The sequence below is a fragment of the Phocaeicola faecalis genome (assembly GCF_021730445.1).
Lineage (GTDB): Bacteria > Bacteroidota > Bacteroidia > Bacteroidales > Bacteroidaceae > Phocaeicola > Phocaeicola faecalis.
On sequence record NZ_JADNRM010000012.1, the window covers coordinates 20,293 to 37,341 of the forward strand.

The 17,049-nt window shown below is 43.7% G+C and carries 10 protein-coding genes; 5 read left to right on the forward strand and 5 right to left on the reverse strand.

The window, feature by feature from the left end:
- Positions 1–32: 32 nt before the first annotated feature.
- The gene (gene kduI, locus IR173_RS11935) at positions 33–989 is read left to right on the forward strand and encodes a 5-dehydro-4-deoxy-D-glucuronate isomerase (protein WP_237039823.1); all 957 of its coding nucleotides are present in this window, start codon (positions 33–35) and stop codon (positions 987–989) included.
- A 229-nt stretch (positions 990–1,218) separates the two neighbouring features.
- Positions 1,219–2,694 (forward strand): MFS transporter, encoded by a 1,476-nt coding sequence (locus IR173_RS11940; protein ID WP_237039824.1) that lies wholly within the window; start codon positions 1,219–1,221, stop codon positions 2,692–2,694.
- Positions 2,695–2,805: 111 nt separating this feature from the next.
- On the opposite strand, the gene IR173_RS11945 is transcribed toward IR173_RS11940, so the two are convergent.
- From IR173_RS11945 to IR173_RS11965, 5 genes are all read right to left on the reverse strand, one after another.
- Complete coding sequence (locus tag IR173_RS11945) at positions 2,806–4,329, reverse strand: M48 family metalloprotease (RefSeq protein WP_237039825.1); 1,524 nt, start codon at positions 4,327–4,329, stop codon at positions 2,806–2,808.
- A gap of 86 nt (positions 4,330–4,415) precedes the next feature.
- Positions 4,416–7,745, reverse strand: a complete 3,330-nt coding sequence (locus IR173_RS11950) for a DEAD/DEAH box helicase (RefSeq protein ID WP_237039826.1) — start codon at positions 7,743–7,745, stop codon at positions 4,416–4,418.
- Between the two features lie 237 nt (positions 7,746–7,982).
- The gene (locus IR173_RS11955) at positions 7,983–8,546 is read right to left on the reverse strand and encodes a DUF4858 domain-containing protein (RefSeq protein ID WP_237039827.1); all 564 of its coding nucleotides are present in this window, start codon (positions 8,544–8,546) and stop codon (positions 7,983–7,985) included.
- An 88-nt stretch (positions 8,547–8,634) separates the two neighbouring features.
- On the reverse strand, positions 8,635–11,100 hold the full coding sequence (locus IR173_RS11960; protein WP_237039828.1) for a bifunctional UDP-N-acetylmuramoyl-tripeptide:D-alanyl-D-alanine ligase/alanine racemase: 2,466 nt from the start codon (positions 11,098–11,100) through the stop codon (positions 8,635–8,637).
- Positions 11,076–12,062 (reverse strand): GSCFA domain-containing protein, encoded by a 987-nt coding sequence (locus tag IR173_RS11965; RefSeq protein WP_237039829.1) that lies wholly within the window; start codon positions 12,060–12,062, stop codon positions 11,076–11,078. The genes IR173_RS11960 and IR173_RS11965 overlap by 25 nt, the downstream gene beginning before the upstream one ends.
- A gap of 92 nt (positions 12,063–12,154) precedes the next feature.
- Here IR173_RS11965 and dxs point away from each other — a divergent pair, with 92 nt between their 5' ends.
- Genes dxs through IR173_RS11980 form a run of 3 tightly spaced genes read left to right on the forward strand, consistent with a single transcriptional unit; the run spans position 12,155 to position 16,863 of the window.
- Positions 12,155–14,053 carry a 1-deoxy-D-xylulose-5-phosphate synthase gene (gene dxs, locus IR173_RS11970; RefSeq protein ID WP_237039878.1) on the forward strand — a complete coding sequence of 633 codons (1,899 nt, stop codon included), beginning with the start codon at positions 12,155–12,157 and terminating at the stop codon, positions 14,051–14,053.
- A 15-nt stretch (positions 14,054–14,068) separates the two neighbouring features.
- Positions 14,069–15,409 (forward strand): Trk system potassium transporter TrkA, encoded by a 1,341-nt coding sequence (trkA, locus tag IR173_RS11975; protein WP_237039830.1) that lies wholly within the window; start codon positions 14,069–14,071, stop codon positions 15,407–15,409.
- Positions 15,409–16,863 carry a TrkH family potassium uptake protein gene (locus tag IR173_RS11980; protein WP_237039831.1) on the forward strand — a complete coding sequence of 485 codons (1,455 nt, stop codon included), beginning with the start codon at positions 15,409–15,411 and terminating at the stop codon, positions 16,861–16,863. Before trkA ends, IR173_RS11980 begins: the two co-directional genes overlap by 1 nt.
- Positions 16,864–17,049 lie beyond the last annotated feature (186 nt).

The window sequence follows — 17,049 nt, forward strand, 5'->3', positions numbered from 1 at the left end:
GAAAATAAGATAACTAATAAATAAGAACGAAAATGAAAAAATTAGCAATTGCAATGATGCTGGGCGTGTCTGCTTTGGCAGCTTCAGCTCAAGTAAATTACAAGGTACAGACAGCTTGCCATCCGCAAGATGTAAAACACTATGATACAGAACGTCTGCGCAACTCGTTCATGATGGAGAAAGTAATGGCACCGGATGAAATCAATGTCACCTATACTCTCTACGACCGCCTCATTTATGGAGGTGCCATGCCTGTAAACAAAGTCCTGAGACTGGAAACATTCCGCGAACTGGGTCCGGAAATCACTTACTTCCTCGAACGCCGTGAACTGGGTGTGATTAATGTTGGCGGTGACGGTGTAGTCACTGTAGACGGTAAGGAATATCCCATGAAGTACAAAGAAGCACTTTATGTAGGGTGCGGCAACAAAGAGGTTACCTTTAAGAGTAACGATGCTACCAAACCGGCTAAATTCTATATCAACTCAGCACCGGCTTACAAGCCATACGTCACTCAGCTGATTACAACCGATGCCAAACTTCAAAAGGCAAACCCCAAGAAATATGCTTTGGCTATCTCTGACCACTACGGAAAAATGGAAGACAGTAACGACCGTATCGTAAACCAGTTGATTGTGAAAGATGTATTGGAAAGAGTAAAAGACGGTGGTACGAACCAATTGCAGATGGGACTTACCGAACTTGCTCCGGGTTCTGTATGGAATACCATGCCGGCACATACTCACACACGCCGTATGGAAGCCTATTATTACTTCAACCTGCCCGAAGGAAATGCTATCTGCCACTTAATGGGTGAACCCCAAGAAGAACGTCTGGTGTGGTTGCACAACGAACAGGCTATTACTTCTCCCGAATGGTCTATCCACGCAGCTGCAGGAACCAGCAATTATACCTTTATCTGGGGTATGGCAGGAGAAAACCTGAAGTATAGTGACAAGGATGAAATCAAATATACAAAAATGAAATAAGCGGATTCCACTCTCGTCCGATTCTCATTGATGTTTGTCATTCTGAATGTGATGAAGAGCTTTCATGATTATGATTGAGATTCTTCGCCGCTTTCGGAATGACAAACTTGTTTTTTAATCATTGTTGACCGAATAATACATGGTTTCTACCAATTTTTACATAGAAACCGACACCAAAATACTTACTTTTGTACCATTAAGAAAAATATAATCTACTAAATCTATTATTATGAGTACATTTCAAAATGCCAGCGGGAAGATGACAAACTTCAGATGGATTATCTGTGCCATGTTATTCTTCGCCACTACTGTCAACTATCTGGACAGACAAGTATTGTCGTTGACCTGGAAAGATTTCATCGCTCCCGAGTTTCACTGGACAGATTCAAATTATGGAGATATCACGGCTATTTTCTCTATTGTATATGCAATAGCCAACTTATTTGCCGGACGTTTTATTGACTGGATGGGTACCAAGAAAGGTTATCTCTGGGCTATTGCCGTATGGTCAATAGGAGCTTGTCTGCATGCACTTTGTGGTTGGGCAACCGAGCATACACTAGGTATCCACAATGCGGAAGAAATGATTTCCGCCACCGGAGCCGTCGCTTCTACCATTGCCATCACCAGCGTATATTACTTTATTGCAGCACGCATCGTGCTTGGTGTAGGTGAGGCCGGAAACTTCCCTGCCGCCATTAAAGTGACAGCCGAATATTTCCCCAAGAAAGACCGCGCCTATTCCACTTCCATCTTTAATGCAGGAGCTACCATAGGAGCTTTGGCTGCTCCCGTTACCATCCCGACTTTGGCACGTTACTTCCAGAGTATAGGTATCGGCAATGGTTGGGAGATGGCATTCGTTGTCATCGGCGGACTGGGCTTTATCTGGATGGGATGCTGGATGTTCCTTTATAAGAAGCCGGCAGCCAACCCACGCGTCAATGCAGCAGAACTCGAATATATCGAACAAGATAATAACAATGCAGACCAAACAGTGGAGCAACAGGCCAGCGCCAATGAATTCGACAACAAGAAAATTCCATTTTGGAAATGTTTCAAATTTCCTCAAACATGGGCAGTATTCATTGGAAAGTTTATGACTGACGGTGTGTGGTGGTTCTTCCTTTTCTGGACCCCTGCTTACATTTCAGATGTATATGGATTTGCTTCCGACACCGGTACGGCACAATTGTTGATTTTCGTTTTATATGCCATCACCATGTTATCTATCTATGGCGGCAAGCTTCCTACTATCATCATCAACAAGACCGGCAAGAACCCATATGCCGCCCGTATGCAGGCTATGTTTATCTTTGCCTTATTCCCTTTATTGGCCTTATTCGCACAGCCGCTTGGCAACTATTCCTATTGGTTTCCGATTGTTATTATCGGCATTGCGGGAGCAGCACACCAATCTTGGTCTGCCAATATTTATTCCGTTGTAGGCGATATGTTCCCCAAGAGCACCATTGCCACTATTGTAGGTATTGGCGGTATGGCAGGCGGTATCGGCTCATCCCTTATTAATATGGGGTCGGGCAGACTGTTCGATTATGCCGCACAGACCGGTATGAAGTTTATGGGATTCGAAGGAAAACCTGCCGGCTATTTCATTATCTTCTGCATCTGTGCAGTAGCCTACCTGCTGGGTTGGGTAATAATGAAAATACTAGTACCGAAATACAAACCTGTCGATGCCTAAAGTCCAGTCAGCCGGTTCATTATAACCCATATAAATTCCCCTGTCCCGAAGAATCGAAACAGGGGAATTTTCTGTTTAGTTTTAGTGTTGCGTTCTCTGATTTATAGCCTTTTACATAATATATGTCCTATCCAGTAGTTTCTCCGCCCAGGTATGTTCGCCGGCAATCCACTGTGAGTCTTCCTGACTGTGAGGTTGCTGATACATCCTGTTTAACAGTTCCTGATACTCATGCAACAAATTAACGGCATCCGCCTGTTTGTTTTCTCTGAGCAGCAATAATATCTTCATCTTACAGATATTCACATTCGTTATTTTAGATGTCTCATCCGCCTTATTCAGGTACTCCAGACATTCTGCATTGCTTTCTTTGCTATTAGACAATTTCATAATGCTGCGTGCCACCATCAGATAATCATCCGAACAAGCCATAGCATTATTTATATTCTTCATTGCCAAACGCCTTGATTCGTTATATTTCTTATTATAATCCATCATGCCTGCCTCATAGCTGACCACAGTAGAGGTTTTCTTTAAATAATTCCGGTCTTCAGCCAATGGGGTGAACTTACCCAGCTTCCCCACCCTTTCGGGCAAAGAACCATACGCACCGTACTTGGATAATACTTCCACATCTTTATTGCGCTGATAATATTGATTGATTTTATTCAAAGCAGAGATGACTGCCTCCTTATTCTTTTCCATCAAACTCATAAAGCTCATGGCCATACGGTCAGCCTCTTTCTCTTGTTTCTCCGAGTAATCCAGTCCCATACGGTTAGCGATATTATCATTAACCAATGCCTGAACTACATCATTCGTTGCAAAAATCAGTCCGGGAACATAATAATCATAACGATCATACAGATATTCCTCCGTAGCGGCAACCACTCCGTCCGCTACAGCTCCCCAAAACTGTGCACGCTTGGCACGGGCAATATTCTTGTTTACGGTGATAATGGCATGATCGAGCACATAATGGGCCACTTCACGACTCATTACCGCATACAGTTCCTCTTCACTGTCCAATGTAGTCAACATTCCCGTAGAAACCAGCAAGCAGTCATTTCCCAACATCAACATATCAGGAGCCGGAGATTTCAACACACGCACCAACGGAGTTCCGTCGCGCATTACTGCCATCTTTTCGGGTATGATACTCAACAGCATACATTGCAAATAATCCTCTATTGCGGCATCATCATAAAAGAGTTTGGCCTGCTCCAATTCTTTCATATAATCATCTGCTTCACGAGCCTGCTCTTTCCGCATTCCCTCTTGATAGCCTTTCTTCTCGTAATAAGAGATTAAATCATTTGATAACTGTGCTGTCTGCCAGAATGAATTCTTATCCGTGGCTTTGAGCGCTATCACACCCAATTCATTCACTGGAACACCTACCTGTATTCCATTGGCAACCACCACAGCCTGCAATTTGGACTCACCCTGTTCAGTCGGTCTTTTCAACTTGATAACACGCTGCAAAATACAAGAGGTGCCTTTCTTCACATCTTTATAGTCCTGTTTGAACTCACCCGGAATATTCAACATCGGACTCAATGGCCGGTTATTCTGCGAAAACATGATTCCGCATTCCAGCATTGCGGCTAAAAGAAAAAGAATGTATCGTTTCATAGTGCCTTATTTTTAGAACACTACAAAAATAGGAAAGGGAAAAAATACAATAAAAGGAAAAGCCCTACAAACAGGTAGGGATTTCCCTAATTAATAGCCTGTATCAGACGGCGATATATCAGGTTATGGTTCAAAATATCGGGCACTCCCGTTATATACAACTGCTTTCGGGCACGCGTCAATGCCACATTTAATTTACGGTCTATCCATACTCCATTCTCTTCCGTCAGGTTAGGCAAGAACTTCAACTGATAAAGGTAATTTACACAAAAAGAATAAATGATTACATCACGTTCACTTCCCTGATAACGCTCCACCGTATCCACTGATATTTCATTCAAAGCCGGTATCCCCAAAGACTGAATTTCTTTCCGAATCAATGCTATCTGACTACGATAAGGAGTGATAACCCCTAAAGTACGGTTAGTATCAAAACCCTCCTTATAAAGATGATACACATCAGCCGCCAATTGAGCGACAATACACGCTTCATTCCGGTTCGTCTTTCCCGAAACACTTTCCGTATTCCGCTCCGAAGGAATAAACCGAACCGGAGCATCAACATCTTCCAACTGATGCGGCAGTCCCAACGCCTCCAACTTTCCGGCATAAAACTCCCGATTAGGAAACAAGGCCACACCGGGATGCATACGTCCCTGACGGCAAAGCATATCCACCGCCGGAGAATGTTCTTCCTGCAAATGAAAACGATAAAGCCGTTCAAAAAGAGAATCTTTCAGATTATAAAGTCCTATCCGCCGCAACTCTTCATCGTGCACTTCAGACTGTTCATTACTCTGCAACACAACAGCCGGCAACTGTTTATGATCACCAATCAGGATAAACTTTCCTATTCCGTTACGTCCGTCCTTAAACCGTGCACAAAGGACTCCCAGTAACTGAGGTTCCAATATTTGTGTAGCCTCATCAACAATTGCCACATCAAAATGCTTCAACTTGAACAGTTCCGATTTAGATGCAATTGATGCAACCGTTCCCACATAGATACGACAATCTGCCATACGGATGTTTACCTCCCGACGGTTGTTACATTCCGACAACACATTTTCCAACAAATGTTTGCGGAAACGCGCATCACAAGACAATTCACTTCCCACTCGTATGTAATCCACTTGCGGCCGGATGGAAGAAAGCGACTGGCATATCTCATCCACGGCCCGATTGGTGTAAGCCAACAATAGAATCTGCATCGAGGGACAAGCATAAAAATGCTCCACCATACGCCTCAAAGCGCGAGACGTCTTTCCGGTTCCCGGAGGCCCCACCAACAAGAAATAATCACGGGCTGCCACCGCTTTCAGAGCTACCCGTTCAAAATCATCGGTCGCACAGGCTATTCTATTTTCATAAGCTGTATCAAAACGAGGAGGACGTTGTCCCAACAATAAATCCCTACGCTCCGGATTCGCATCCATAAAAGAAGACAGCCCCAAATACATACTTCGGAAAGTGGTATCCATCGTATCATGCTCCACAGCATAACGGCTGTTTTCGGGAAACACCAACGGATTCCGTTGTGATGCCCGAAGGCGAATCCGCAACTCACTGTCGGTTATGGATTCTATATTTCCCTTAAACACCATTTTATTGGTCACGTTATCCGTATCTTTATTACGTTCATAAAGCACCACCACATCTCCATTACGGAAGTTGGGCAGAAAAGTTTCTTCATATTGAGGTATAGCCAACACAATAAAGGCTTTATGAGCCTGTGATGCACGGTTTTCAACAATGGCAAGATCATACAAAATCTCGCCGGCCTCCCGTTTTTCATCCAGCGTACTAAGCCATAAGGCAGAAGCACCTGTTCTGCTATCGCAATCCACATCCCCCGATTTAGAAGTATAAAGTTCTTTTGTAATAAAATTATAGAGCGTATAGAAATAGACACGTTCCAACGGAGTAAGCAATTCCAAACGCTCACCAAAACGAGAAATAGACGGTTTAAGATACTGCTCCCAAAACCGTCCTTGTAAGCCCTTCTGATTGAGTACAGAAGGATTGATTTGCGCCAACAGCTGTTGGGTGAACGAAGGATGATTATGCAACTGCACCCCATATTCCAAAGCAACAATACAGTTGCGCAGATTAATGATGCGCCGCACTTGCGCCCAAGACGCCCGTGCCGGATAAAGTAACGGATAACGAGTATATAATAAGTAAGGATGCATACGGCGACGGTCTTGCTCCATGCTATATTCCAACACCGCCATATAGAGCAACATCTGTACACGATTATTCTCTTTCGGTTCCAGCCTGCCTTGCATGGAATATTCGTCCGCCTTGCCCGACTTCATTTCTATAAAGCTGCTCATGTCACGCTGCATATAGTCCAAACGCCCCTGAATGCCGAGTGCCTCACAAATATAAGAAGGTTCCAACACAGCATCGTTCTTATCAAGATTATATCCCGGTTGCATAAATGTCTCCTGCACTGTTTCACGGATATGTTCGAAATGCATTCTACAGTCTTGTGCGAACTCTTTCTCTTTTTGAGGATTCAAAAGCTCCTCACAAGCAGCCAGTTCGATAGGATACTGCCGGAAAGCCTTTCTCATACATTCAGTGTAATCGGGCTCTTCCTCTTCTGCATGTATCCATTCATCCAAAAACAGATTGGCAATGTTACCCAGCAATAAGGGACGGGCATTTTCAATAGGAACCAGACGGCTCAGGAAATAATTGGCGGGATGGCTGCCATAATCCTTATAACACTCCGCCAATGAACTGATATCCAATAAATAGTCAGGCTCAAGTACTATAAAAGAAGGAGTATAAACCCCATCATCATCGACGGTTACATCCAGCAAGTTCAATTGAGCATACCGCCAAAGTGCCTCCACCGTATCTTTAAACTCCTCATTTACACCAGACTTGTTATAATTCACCTTTACCGGTTCTTCTTCAAGCACATCTATCGGGCGAACATACAAATAGCTTTCATCAGCATATTCAAAGCACACCCGGATACGACGAATCCGGGCCTCTTTCGCCCTTTCCATCACAGCAATCACTTCCTGCTTAGGAAGCTGCACATAAAGTTTCAGCGGAATATCTTCATGAAAAATCTTCCGATAGGCATAAGCCACGGCACGGAGGTCTCGCAAAAATTCCTGTTCGGACGGTTCCTTGCGGTGATTCAGAATATCATTCGAAGTCAGACGAAATGTATGTAATTGATTCTGTTCCTTACCATCCAACGCAAATTGAGTGGACACATAATTAATACGGGCAGCCAAATCTGTAACTTGCAGACTCGTTCCCTGCATTTGCTGCCTCATCACCCGTTCCAGTGCTTCACGCAACTGCCTGTAACGGCGTGTCAAAGGCTGTTCCTTTTCAACGACACACAGGTTGTATAATTCTTCGTAATATTCTGCTATTTCTTCATTCATGCTTTTCTTGATTTGCTCTCACGAATACAAAGGTACTAAAATGAAAGCAAACCACCCTCTATACTCATCCGGAATCGTTAAGCAGATGAAGCAATTCCTTACTAAAGACTAAGGTCTTTTAAGCGGCAGATTATTACGTTCCACTATAATGGGACGTACGTTCTACTGTAGCGGGACTTAATAATCTACAGTACAAAATGGCTTAATAGAAAGGAAGAAAACGCTTAATCCTGTAAGCTAATATCCTTCCCACGACTTGGCTTCCTTGGTATTCTTTTCCTTGGCACGCATTTTTTTGCTAAATATGATGCCCAAGAGTTTATCTGCATTAAAAGTGGTGCTGATACCGGCTCCCACCATCAAAGCACTGGGAGTGAACTTTCCTGCCGATGCCGGTTCGAGCCGCGAATCATAACCAGCCAGATATTCCTTATTAAGCGGAATCTCCACATAAATCTTTTCTTCGTCAGGAGAATTAAAAGGACCGTAAGGCAACAGACGGATATACCCTTGGCCGTCAATCGTATCTATCTGAGAAATATAATAGCGGGGAAGTTCTGTCTCAAACTTCATATTCTTTTTAGGGAAAGGAGTGGACTTCATTTTCCACTTCTCCGGATTAAACAAGCGGTCTATCTCTTGTTGGGTTTCATCATCGATAACGATTTCCACCTGTCCGTTCAACAACTGTTGCAAACGCAATGAATCCTGTTTTGTCAATTGCCTTGACTCTCCTGTCTTCTGGGCAAAAGAAAAGAACGGCAAACACAAACATACTAAAAGGAAGAATATACGTTTCATGGCATTCCGTTTTTTGGTTATTTCCAAATATACAGAAAAGAAACGTAAATTCTTCCTTCTTACCGGGATTATTGAGGTCGTTTTTTCGTTAATCCTGGTAATAAACTCTTTTCACCCGATTAGAGACACTTGTCAATATCTCGTAAGGAATTGTCTCCAGAATTTCAGCCAAGACCGTTACCGGTAAATCATCACCAAATATCACTGCCTTGTCCCCTTCTTTGCAGTCGATATCCGTCACATCTATCATGCACACATCCATACATATATTACCTACATACGGTGCTTTCTGTCCGTTCACCAAACAGTAAGCGTGTCCATTACCCAATTTACGGTTCAATCCGTCGGCATAGCCGATAGGGATGGCCGCTATGCGGGAATCACGCTCCAAATGCCCCTTCCGACTGTAGCCCACAGTCTCCTCTTTGGGTACATCGTGTATCTGGAGAATCGTTGTTTTCAACGTACTGACATTATGAATAATCTTATTGGTAAAAGGATCCACACCATATAGCCCTATTCCCAGACGAACCATATCGAACTGCGCACCGGGATAACGCTCTATGCCCGCAGTATTACAGATATGGCGCAATATCTTATGCGGAAAAGCATCCTGCAACTCCTGTGATGCTTTTTCAAAAGTTTCTATCTGACGGCGCGTGAAGGAATCAAACTGTTCGGCATCACTTCCCACCAAGTGCGAAAATACGGAACGAGGAATGACAGCCGTCTGCTTTTTCAGACGCTCTATCAACTCTGGTATCTCATCCGGCGTAAAGCCGAGCCGATGCATACCGGTATCCAGTTTGATATGAATAGGGAAATTAGTCACTCCTTCTTTTTCGGCAGCCTTTATCAATTCATTCAATAAATGGAAACTATAAACTTCAGGTTCGAGCTTATAATCGAACATGGTTTTGAAGGCGGTCAATTCCGGATTCATAATAATGATGGAACTGGTTATACCGGCTTTTCTCAAGTCCGAACCTTCATCGGCAACCGCTACAGCCAAATAATCCACCCGATGGTCTTGAAGGGTCTTCGCTATCTCGTATGAACCGGCTCCATAAGCCGATGCCTTCACCATACACACCATCTTTGTCTCCGGTTTCAACTTACTACGATAATAATTCAGGTTATCAACCAATGCATTCAGATTTATTTCCAGAATCGTTTCATGTACTTTCAGCTCCAGACGATCCGAAATATCATCGAAATGGAAACTTCGTGAACCCTTTATCAAGACAACCTCATTACGCAAGTTGAACAATAGGTCAGACTTCAACAATTCTTCCGTGCTGTGAAAGAAATACTTCTCTATTTCAAAACGAGAAGAGGCTGTACGAATCTCATCACCTACCCCGATAATCTTTTCCACTCCACGGCTATGCACCAGTTCGGCCACCTGACGGTAAAGCAGTTTACTGCTTTGCCCCGTTTCAAGCATATCCGAAAGAATCAGCGTACGTCTCTTGCCTTTGTCTTCCGAGCGGCGTGACATAAAATCAAGTGCAATATCCAATGACGCCAAATCCGAATTGTAACTATCATTGATAATGACACAGCCATTCTTTCCTTCTTTCACCTCCAAACGCATCGCAATTTGTTCCAAATGCGCCATACGCTCTGCAATGTCTTCGGCAGGTACCATCATATATAAAGCCACCGCCAGACAATGCAATGAGTTTTCAATAGATGCATCATCAATAAACGGTATCTTATATTCATTCGGCATCCCCAAATAACGGTATTTAATAGTGGTGGAGTCCTCTCCTTTCCGAACAGACTCTATAAACAAAGGACGTTCATTGTCCTTCTTAGACCAGGCAATCTCACGCGAAGTAAAAAGAGACTTACTTACACAAGAACTGATTAGTTCATTATCACCATCATAGATAATCACATCACAGTCCTTAAAAAGTGTCAGCTTCTCCATACATTTCTCCTGAACAGAAAAAAAGTTCTCTTGATGCGCACCGCCGATATTTGTCAATATACCGATAGTAGGACGGATAATACTCTGCAAAGCCTCCATTTCACCCATCTCAGAAATACCGGCTTCAAAGATAGCCAACTGGGTTTCTTCATTCATCAACCACACAGAAAGCGGTACCCCAATCTGTGAATTATAACTGCGAGGAGAACGAGTAACCGCACGGTCGGGGCTGAGCAACTGATACAACCATTCTTTCACTACGGTTTTGCCGTTACTTCCGGTAATGCCGACCACCGGAATGAGGAACTGCTCCCTGTGTTTCTCCGCCAGCTTTTGCAACCCCTTTAACGGATTGGCCAATTGCAAAAAATTGGCATCGGCATAAACATCCTTGTTTTCAGGCAGTTCACTCACTACAAAATTACGCACTCCACGTTCATACAAATCGGGAATATACTTATGACCGTCATTACGTTTGGTTTTCAACGCGAAAAATAAAGTTTCTTCGGGAAAGCACAACGAACGGCTATCCGTTAAAATCCAATCAATCTGTGCATTGCGGTCACCAACACGTTTGGCACCCAAGACCTTTACTATATTTTCAATTGAGCTTGACATTGTTCTAATTCTTTTTGAAGTTCAAAATACGGGAACTTTTCTTTCATCCTGCTTATCTTTAACACTATTTGAGTTAAAAAACTACGGTATGCCTCTGAACCGGCATCGAAAGGTTTATGATTCAATCCTTTGCATATCTCTTCCCATTCTTTCATTATCTGCCGTGTCTGAGTACTGAAATAAGTATCTCCGAAGCACTCCCACAAATAAGATACGGCCACACGCGAAGGATGAAGCATATCGTCTGCATAAAAGCGGTAATCGCGAAGTTCATCCATCATAATCTCATAAGAAGGGAAATAATGACACATCGGAAAATGGCGTTGTAAAGTATCTACCGCCAATAAAAGGGTCGACTTACTTATCTGATTACCATGCATACCATCTTTAGCGTGCCGGATGGGACTGACCGTGAACAGAACATTCAGACGAGGGTTCAATTCCCGCAAAGTTTTCAACAAGTTGAAATATTCGCTCACTATTTCTTCTACTGAAAGAAGCCTGCGAGTGAACAATTTATCCGGTTGTTTATGGCAGTTACCCACAATCGTCCCAGTCTCTTTCAGAGAATAGACCCATGCCGTCCCCCACGTTATCATCAGCCAGTCGGTTTGCGGCAATTCCATGGCAGCTCTCCCCAACCTGTCATTAATCCGCGACAGACATTCTTCTGCCGAATTGCCTGAAAAAGAGCTATGATGCATAAAACTATGCCAACCCGCCCTGTCGCAAAACAAATCCGCCTCATTATAAGTTTTATAAGAGAGAGTTTGACGGATAGCCTCTGCCACAGATAAAGGATTATATAGAATACCAAAAGGGTTCACATCACACCGAAACTTATTTGCCAGCAACAAATTTCCGATATTTTCGGCAAAACAGGAACCAAATAGCATAATTCGGTCAGAATGACGGATTTCTGTTTCCTTTTTAGGCAGTTCTACTTGCGTTCTGAAATTCATATCAATAAGAGTCTATCTAATTTTTAAGGACAAATGTAATCATAATACACATAATTATGCTATTTTTGCAAGATATTTATCATATCATAGGAATGGAACAGGATACTTCATATATGTTGCTGAAAAGTTTAGATACACCGGAAGATTTGCGCCGCTTAGGGGCAGACAAACTGCCCGAAGTATGTAAAGAGCTGAGGCAAAAAATAATAGATGAGCTCTCACGCAATCCGGGACACTTCGGTTCCAGTCTGGGAGTGGTAGAACTGACCGTAGCCTTACATTATGTATTTGATACTCCTTACGACCGCATTGTATGGGATGTAGGCCATCAGGCTTACGGCCATAAGATATTGACAGGCCGCAGGGATACATTCTGCACGAACCGCAAATTACACGGTCTGTGCCCTTTTCCATCTCCTCACGAAAGCGAGTATGACACTTTTACGTGCGGGCACGCTTCCAACTCCATTTCAGCTGCGCTCGGAATGGCTGTTGCAGCCAAGAAAAACGGTGAAAACAACCGCCATGTGGTGGCAGTCATCGGTGACGGCTCAATGAGTGGCGGTCTGGCATTCGAAGGGCTAAACAACGCTTCTTCTACTCCCAACAATCTCTTGATTATCCTGAATGATAACAATATGGCTATCGACCGCAGTGTGGGCGGGATGAAACAATATCTGCTAAACCTCCAGATGTCTGAAGGTTACAACAAGATACGATACAAGATTTCAAAAATGTTCCATAAGTGGGGCATACTGAACGAAGAGCGCCGGAAGAGCCTGATTCGCTTCAATAATAGTCTGAAATCCATGCTCGTACAGCAACAAAATGTGTTTGAGGGAATGAATATCCGCTATTTTGGTCCTATTGACGGGCACGATGTCAATAATCTGGCACGTGTCTTGAAAGAAATAAAAGACATGCAAGGCCCCAAGTTGCTCCATATCCATACCACTAAAGGCAAAGGATTTGGCCCGGCAGAAAAAGCTGCTACCATTTGGCATGCACCCGGCATCTTTGATAAGGAAACCGGAGAACGCATTGTGGTAGATACCGACGGACTTCCCCCTTTGTTTCAGGATGTATTTGGCAATACGCTATTGGAGCTGGCACAACAAAACGATAAAATAGTGGGAGTGACACCGGCAATGCCATCGGGCTGCTCTATGAATATATTAATGAAAGCAATGCCCGACCGTGGATTTGATGTAGGCATAGCAGAAGGTCATGCTGTTACCTTCTCCGGTGGTATGGCAAAAGACGGATTAATCCCATTCTGCAACATCTATTCGTCCTTCATGCAACGTGCATACGACAATGTCATCCACGATGTAGCCATTCAAAAGTTGAACGTCGTTCTTTGTCTGGACCGGGCGGGAATTGTGGGCGAGGACGGCCCTACCCATCATGGTGCATTCGACTTGGCATATATGCGCCCCATTCCTAATCTGACGGTGGCATCTCCTTACGACGAGCATGAGCTGCGCAATCTGATGTATACCGCACAACTTCCGGATAAAGGACCTTTTGTGATTCGTTACCCACGGGGAAGAGGAGTGCTGGTGGATTGGAAATCTCCTTTTGAAGAAATTGAGATAGGCAAAGGACGAAAACTGAAAAACGGAAAAGATATAGCAGTCATCACCCTCGGTCCGATTGGCAATGTGGCACAAAAAACAATTGCCCGCGCTGAAGCTGAAAGCAAGATGAGCATCGCCCATTACGACCTGCGCTTCTTAAAGCCGTTGGACGAAGAGATGTTGCACGAAATAGGAAAGAACTTCCACCGGATAGTCACCATCGAAGACGGTGTGCTGAAAGGTGGAATGGGCAGCGCTATTCTGGAGTTTATGGCAGACAACGGATACACTCCCACTGTCCGCCGCATCGGTTTGCCGGATAAATTTGTAGAACACGGTCCGGTGAAAGACCTGCATCGTTTATGCGGTATGGATGAAGAAGGTATTTACAAGGTATTGGTATCATTCTAAAAGAGAAAGATAAAAATGAAGATTATTATTGCAGGAGCCGGAGCCGTAGGCACCCATCTGGCAAAACTGCTTTCAGGTGAAAAACAAGATATTATCCTGATGGATGAGAACGAGGAGAAGTTGAGTAAATTGGATTCCAACTTCGACTTGATGACAGTCAATGCATCCCCGACTTCCATTTCCGGTCTGAAGAATGCCGGGGTAGCGGGAGCCGATCTCTTTATCGGTGTCATGCCGGAGGAAAGCCGCAACATGACAGCATGTATGCTGGCTACTAACCTAGGTGCCAAAAAGACTGTAGCCCGTATTGACAACTACGAATATCTATTACCCAAACATAAGGAATTCTTTTCACACCTAGGGGTTCATTCACTAATCTATCCCGAAATGCTGGCTGCAAAAGAAATTGTAGACGCCATCAAGATGAGCTGGATTCGCCAATGGTGGGAGTTCTGCGGCGGTGCACTGGTGTTGATTGGTACAAAGATGCGTGAAACGGCAGAAATCCTGAATGTGCCTCTGCACGAACTGGGCGGACGCAATATTCCATTCCACATTGTAGCGATTAAAAGAGGCAATGAAACGATTATCCCACGCGGAGATGACACCATCAAACTACATGACATTGTTTATTTTACCACTACCAAGAAATATATTCCTTATATCCGTAAAATAGCCGGAAAAGAAAATTACGCAGATGTGCGTAACGTAATGATTATGGGAGGCAGCCGCATAGCCGTCCGTACGACTCAATACGTACCTGAATACATGCAGGTAAAAATCATCGAAAACGATATCAACCGTTGCAATCGCCTGACCGAAGTGGTAGACGATAAAGTAATGATTATCAATGGAGACGGTCGGGATATGGATTTGCTGTTAGAAGAAGGTCTTCGCAATACCGAGGCCTTTGTAGCGTTGACAGACAATTCGGAAACAAATATCCTGGCATGCCTTGCAGCCAAAAGAATGGGCGTAACCAAAACCGTTGCAGAGGTGGAAAACATTGATTATATCAGTATGGCAGAAAGTTTGGATATCGGTACGGTCATCAATAAAAAGATGATTGCTGCCAGTCATATTTACCAAATGATGCTGGACGCCGACGTATCCAATGTAAAATGCCTGACTTTTGCCAATGCCGATGTTGCTGAATTTACGGTAAAAGCCGGTTCACGCATTACCAAAGATACCATTAAAGACATGGGGCTTCCCAAAGGAGTGACCATCGGCGGCCTGATTCGAAATGGAGAAGGTATCTTGGTAACAGGTAATACAATCATCCAGCCGGAAGACCATGTAGTAGTATTCTGTTTGGGGATGATGATTAAAAAAGCTGAAAAATTCTTCAACTGATGATTAACTCTAAAATGATATGCAAAATCATGGGCTCTCTTTTCTTTATCGAAGCGGGCTTCCTGATTTTATGCGCATTGCTTGCCATATATTATAAAGAAGCAGATTTAACTGCATTCCTTTCTTCGGCCGCCATCACAGCAGGGGCCGGTATTGTCTTCTCCCTATTCGGAAAGAATGCCGAAAGGAAAATCAGCCGTCGCGACGGCTATGTAGTAGTATCCCTTGCTTGGATTTTCTTCTCCCTGTTCGGAATGTTGCCGTTTTATCTGAGTGGACATATTCCCAGCATCACTGATGCGTTTTTTGAAACCATGTCGGGATTCACCACTACCGGAGCCAGCATTTTGGATAATATCGAATCATTGCCCCACGGGTTACTTTTCTGGCGAAGTATGACCCAATGGATCGGAGGGCTGGGAATTGTATTCTTTACCATTGCCGTACTACCCATTTTCGGAGTAGGCGGTGTGCAGTTATTTGCAGCCGAAGCTACAGGACCTACCCATGACAAAGTACATCCCCGCATCGGTGTCACCGCCAAATGGATTTGGAGCATCTATCTGGGACTGACCATAACGGAAGTATTCTTACTATTGCTGGGCGGAATGAATCTGTTCGACAGTGTGTGCCATTCATTGACAACTACTGCTACAGGAGGATACTCCACCAAGCAAAACAGCATTGCCGCTTTTCATTCTCCTTATATAGAATATGTAATCACGCTTTTCATGTTCTTGTCGGGTATCAACTTTACCCTGCTGTTTCTATTCTTCCTGAAAGGAAAGTTCAAACGGCTGATTGAGAATACCGAGTTTCATTGGTATCTGGGTACTGTAGGCTGTTTTACCCTGTTCACCACCATTACACTGGTCATTACCAGTCCGATGGGAGTGGAAGAATCATTCCGAAAAGCTATTTTTCAAGTAGTCTCCTTACAGACCACCACCGGATTTATTTCTGCAGATTACATGACCTGGGTGCCGGTACTGTGGACATTAATGTGTATCATCATGTTCTTCGGAGCATGTGCAGGTTCCACTTCCGGAGGTATAAAATGTATTCGTATTGCCATCATGAGCCGTGTATCAAAGAATGAGTTCAAGCGAATCATCCATCCCAATGCAGTTCTGCCGGTCCGTATCAACCGTCAGGTGATTTCTGCCACAACCAAATCGGCTATACTGGCATTTACCTTCCTTTATATAACTATTGTCTTTATAGGGTGGCTATTGCTTATGATGTTGGGAGTAGGATTTGAAGAAGCATACAGTGTCGTGATTTCCAGCTTAGGCAATGTCGGCCCGGGCATAGGCAAGTGCGGACCTTCTTATTCGTGGAGCGGATTGCCCGATATGGCCAAATGGATTAGTGCATTACTCATGCTCATCGGCCGTTTGGAATTATTTACCGTCCTATTGTTGTTTACTCCCGGATTTTGGAAGAAACACTAAGAAGTACGGAAGTCGCTTCACCTATGGAAAGAGAAAAAAAACAATTTATAATGATAAAATTCCAAATTTATGGCTAACTTTGTGACCTCTAAATAAAATCATCATTATGAACAATATGCTGAAGATATTTATTTCTCTTTTGTTTTCCCTGCTCTTGATGACAATAGTGGGACAAGAAGAGTGTAC

Excerpts from the sequence above, each read along its gene's own strand:
- IR173_RS11955 (WP_237039827.1), bottom strand. The coding sequence starts at position 8,546 with ATGAAACGTATATTCTTCCTTTTAGTATGTTTGTGTTTGCCGTTCTTT.
- IR173_RS11965 (WP_237039829.1), bottom strand. The coding sequence starts at position 12,062 with ATGAATTTCAGAACGCAAGTAGAACTGCCTAAAAAGGAAACAGAAATC.
- IR173_RS11980 (WP_237039831.1), top strand. The coding sequence starts at position 15,409 with ATGATTAACTCTAAAATGATATGCAAAATCATGGGCTCTCTTTTCTTT.
- IR173_RS11960 (WP_237039828.1), bottom strand. The coding sequence starts at position 11,100 with ATGTCAAGCTCAATTGAAAATATAGTAAAGGTCTTGGGTGCCAAACGT.
- trkA (WP_237039830.1), top strand. The coding sequence starts at position 14,069 with ATGAAGATTATTATTGCAGGAGCCGGAGCCGTAGGCACCCATCTGGCA.
- IR173_RS11950 (WP_237039826.1), bottom strand. The coding sequence starts at position 7,745 with ATGAATGAAGAAATAGCAGAATATTACGAAGAATTATACAACCTGTGT.
- kduI (WP_237039823.1), top strand. The coding sequence starts at position 33 with ATGAAAAAATTAGCAATTGCAATGATGCTGGGCGTGTCTGCTTTGGCA.
- IR173_RS11940 (WP_237039824.1), top strand. The coding sequence starts at position 1,219 with ATGAGTACATTTCAAAATGCCAGCGGGAAGATGACAAACTTCAGATGG.
- dxs (WP_237039878.1), top strand. The coding sequence starts at position 12,155 with ATGGAACAGGATACTTCATATATGTTGCTGAAAAGTTTAGATACACCG.
- IR173_RS11945 (WP_237039825.1), bottom strand. The coding sequence starts at position 4,329 with ATGAAACGATACATTCTTTTTCTTTTAGCCGCAATGCTGGAATGCGGA.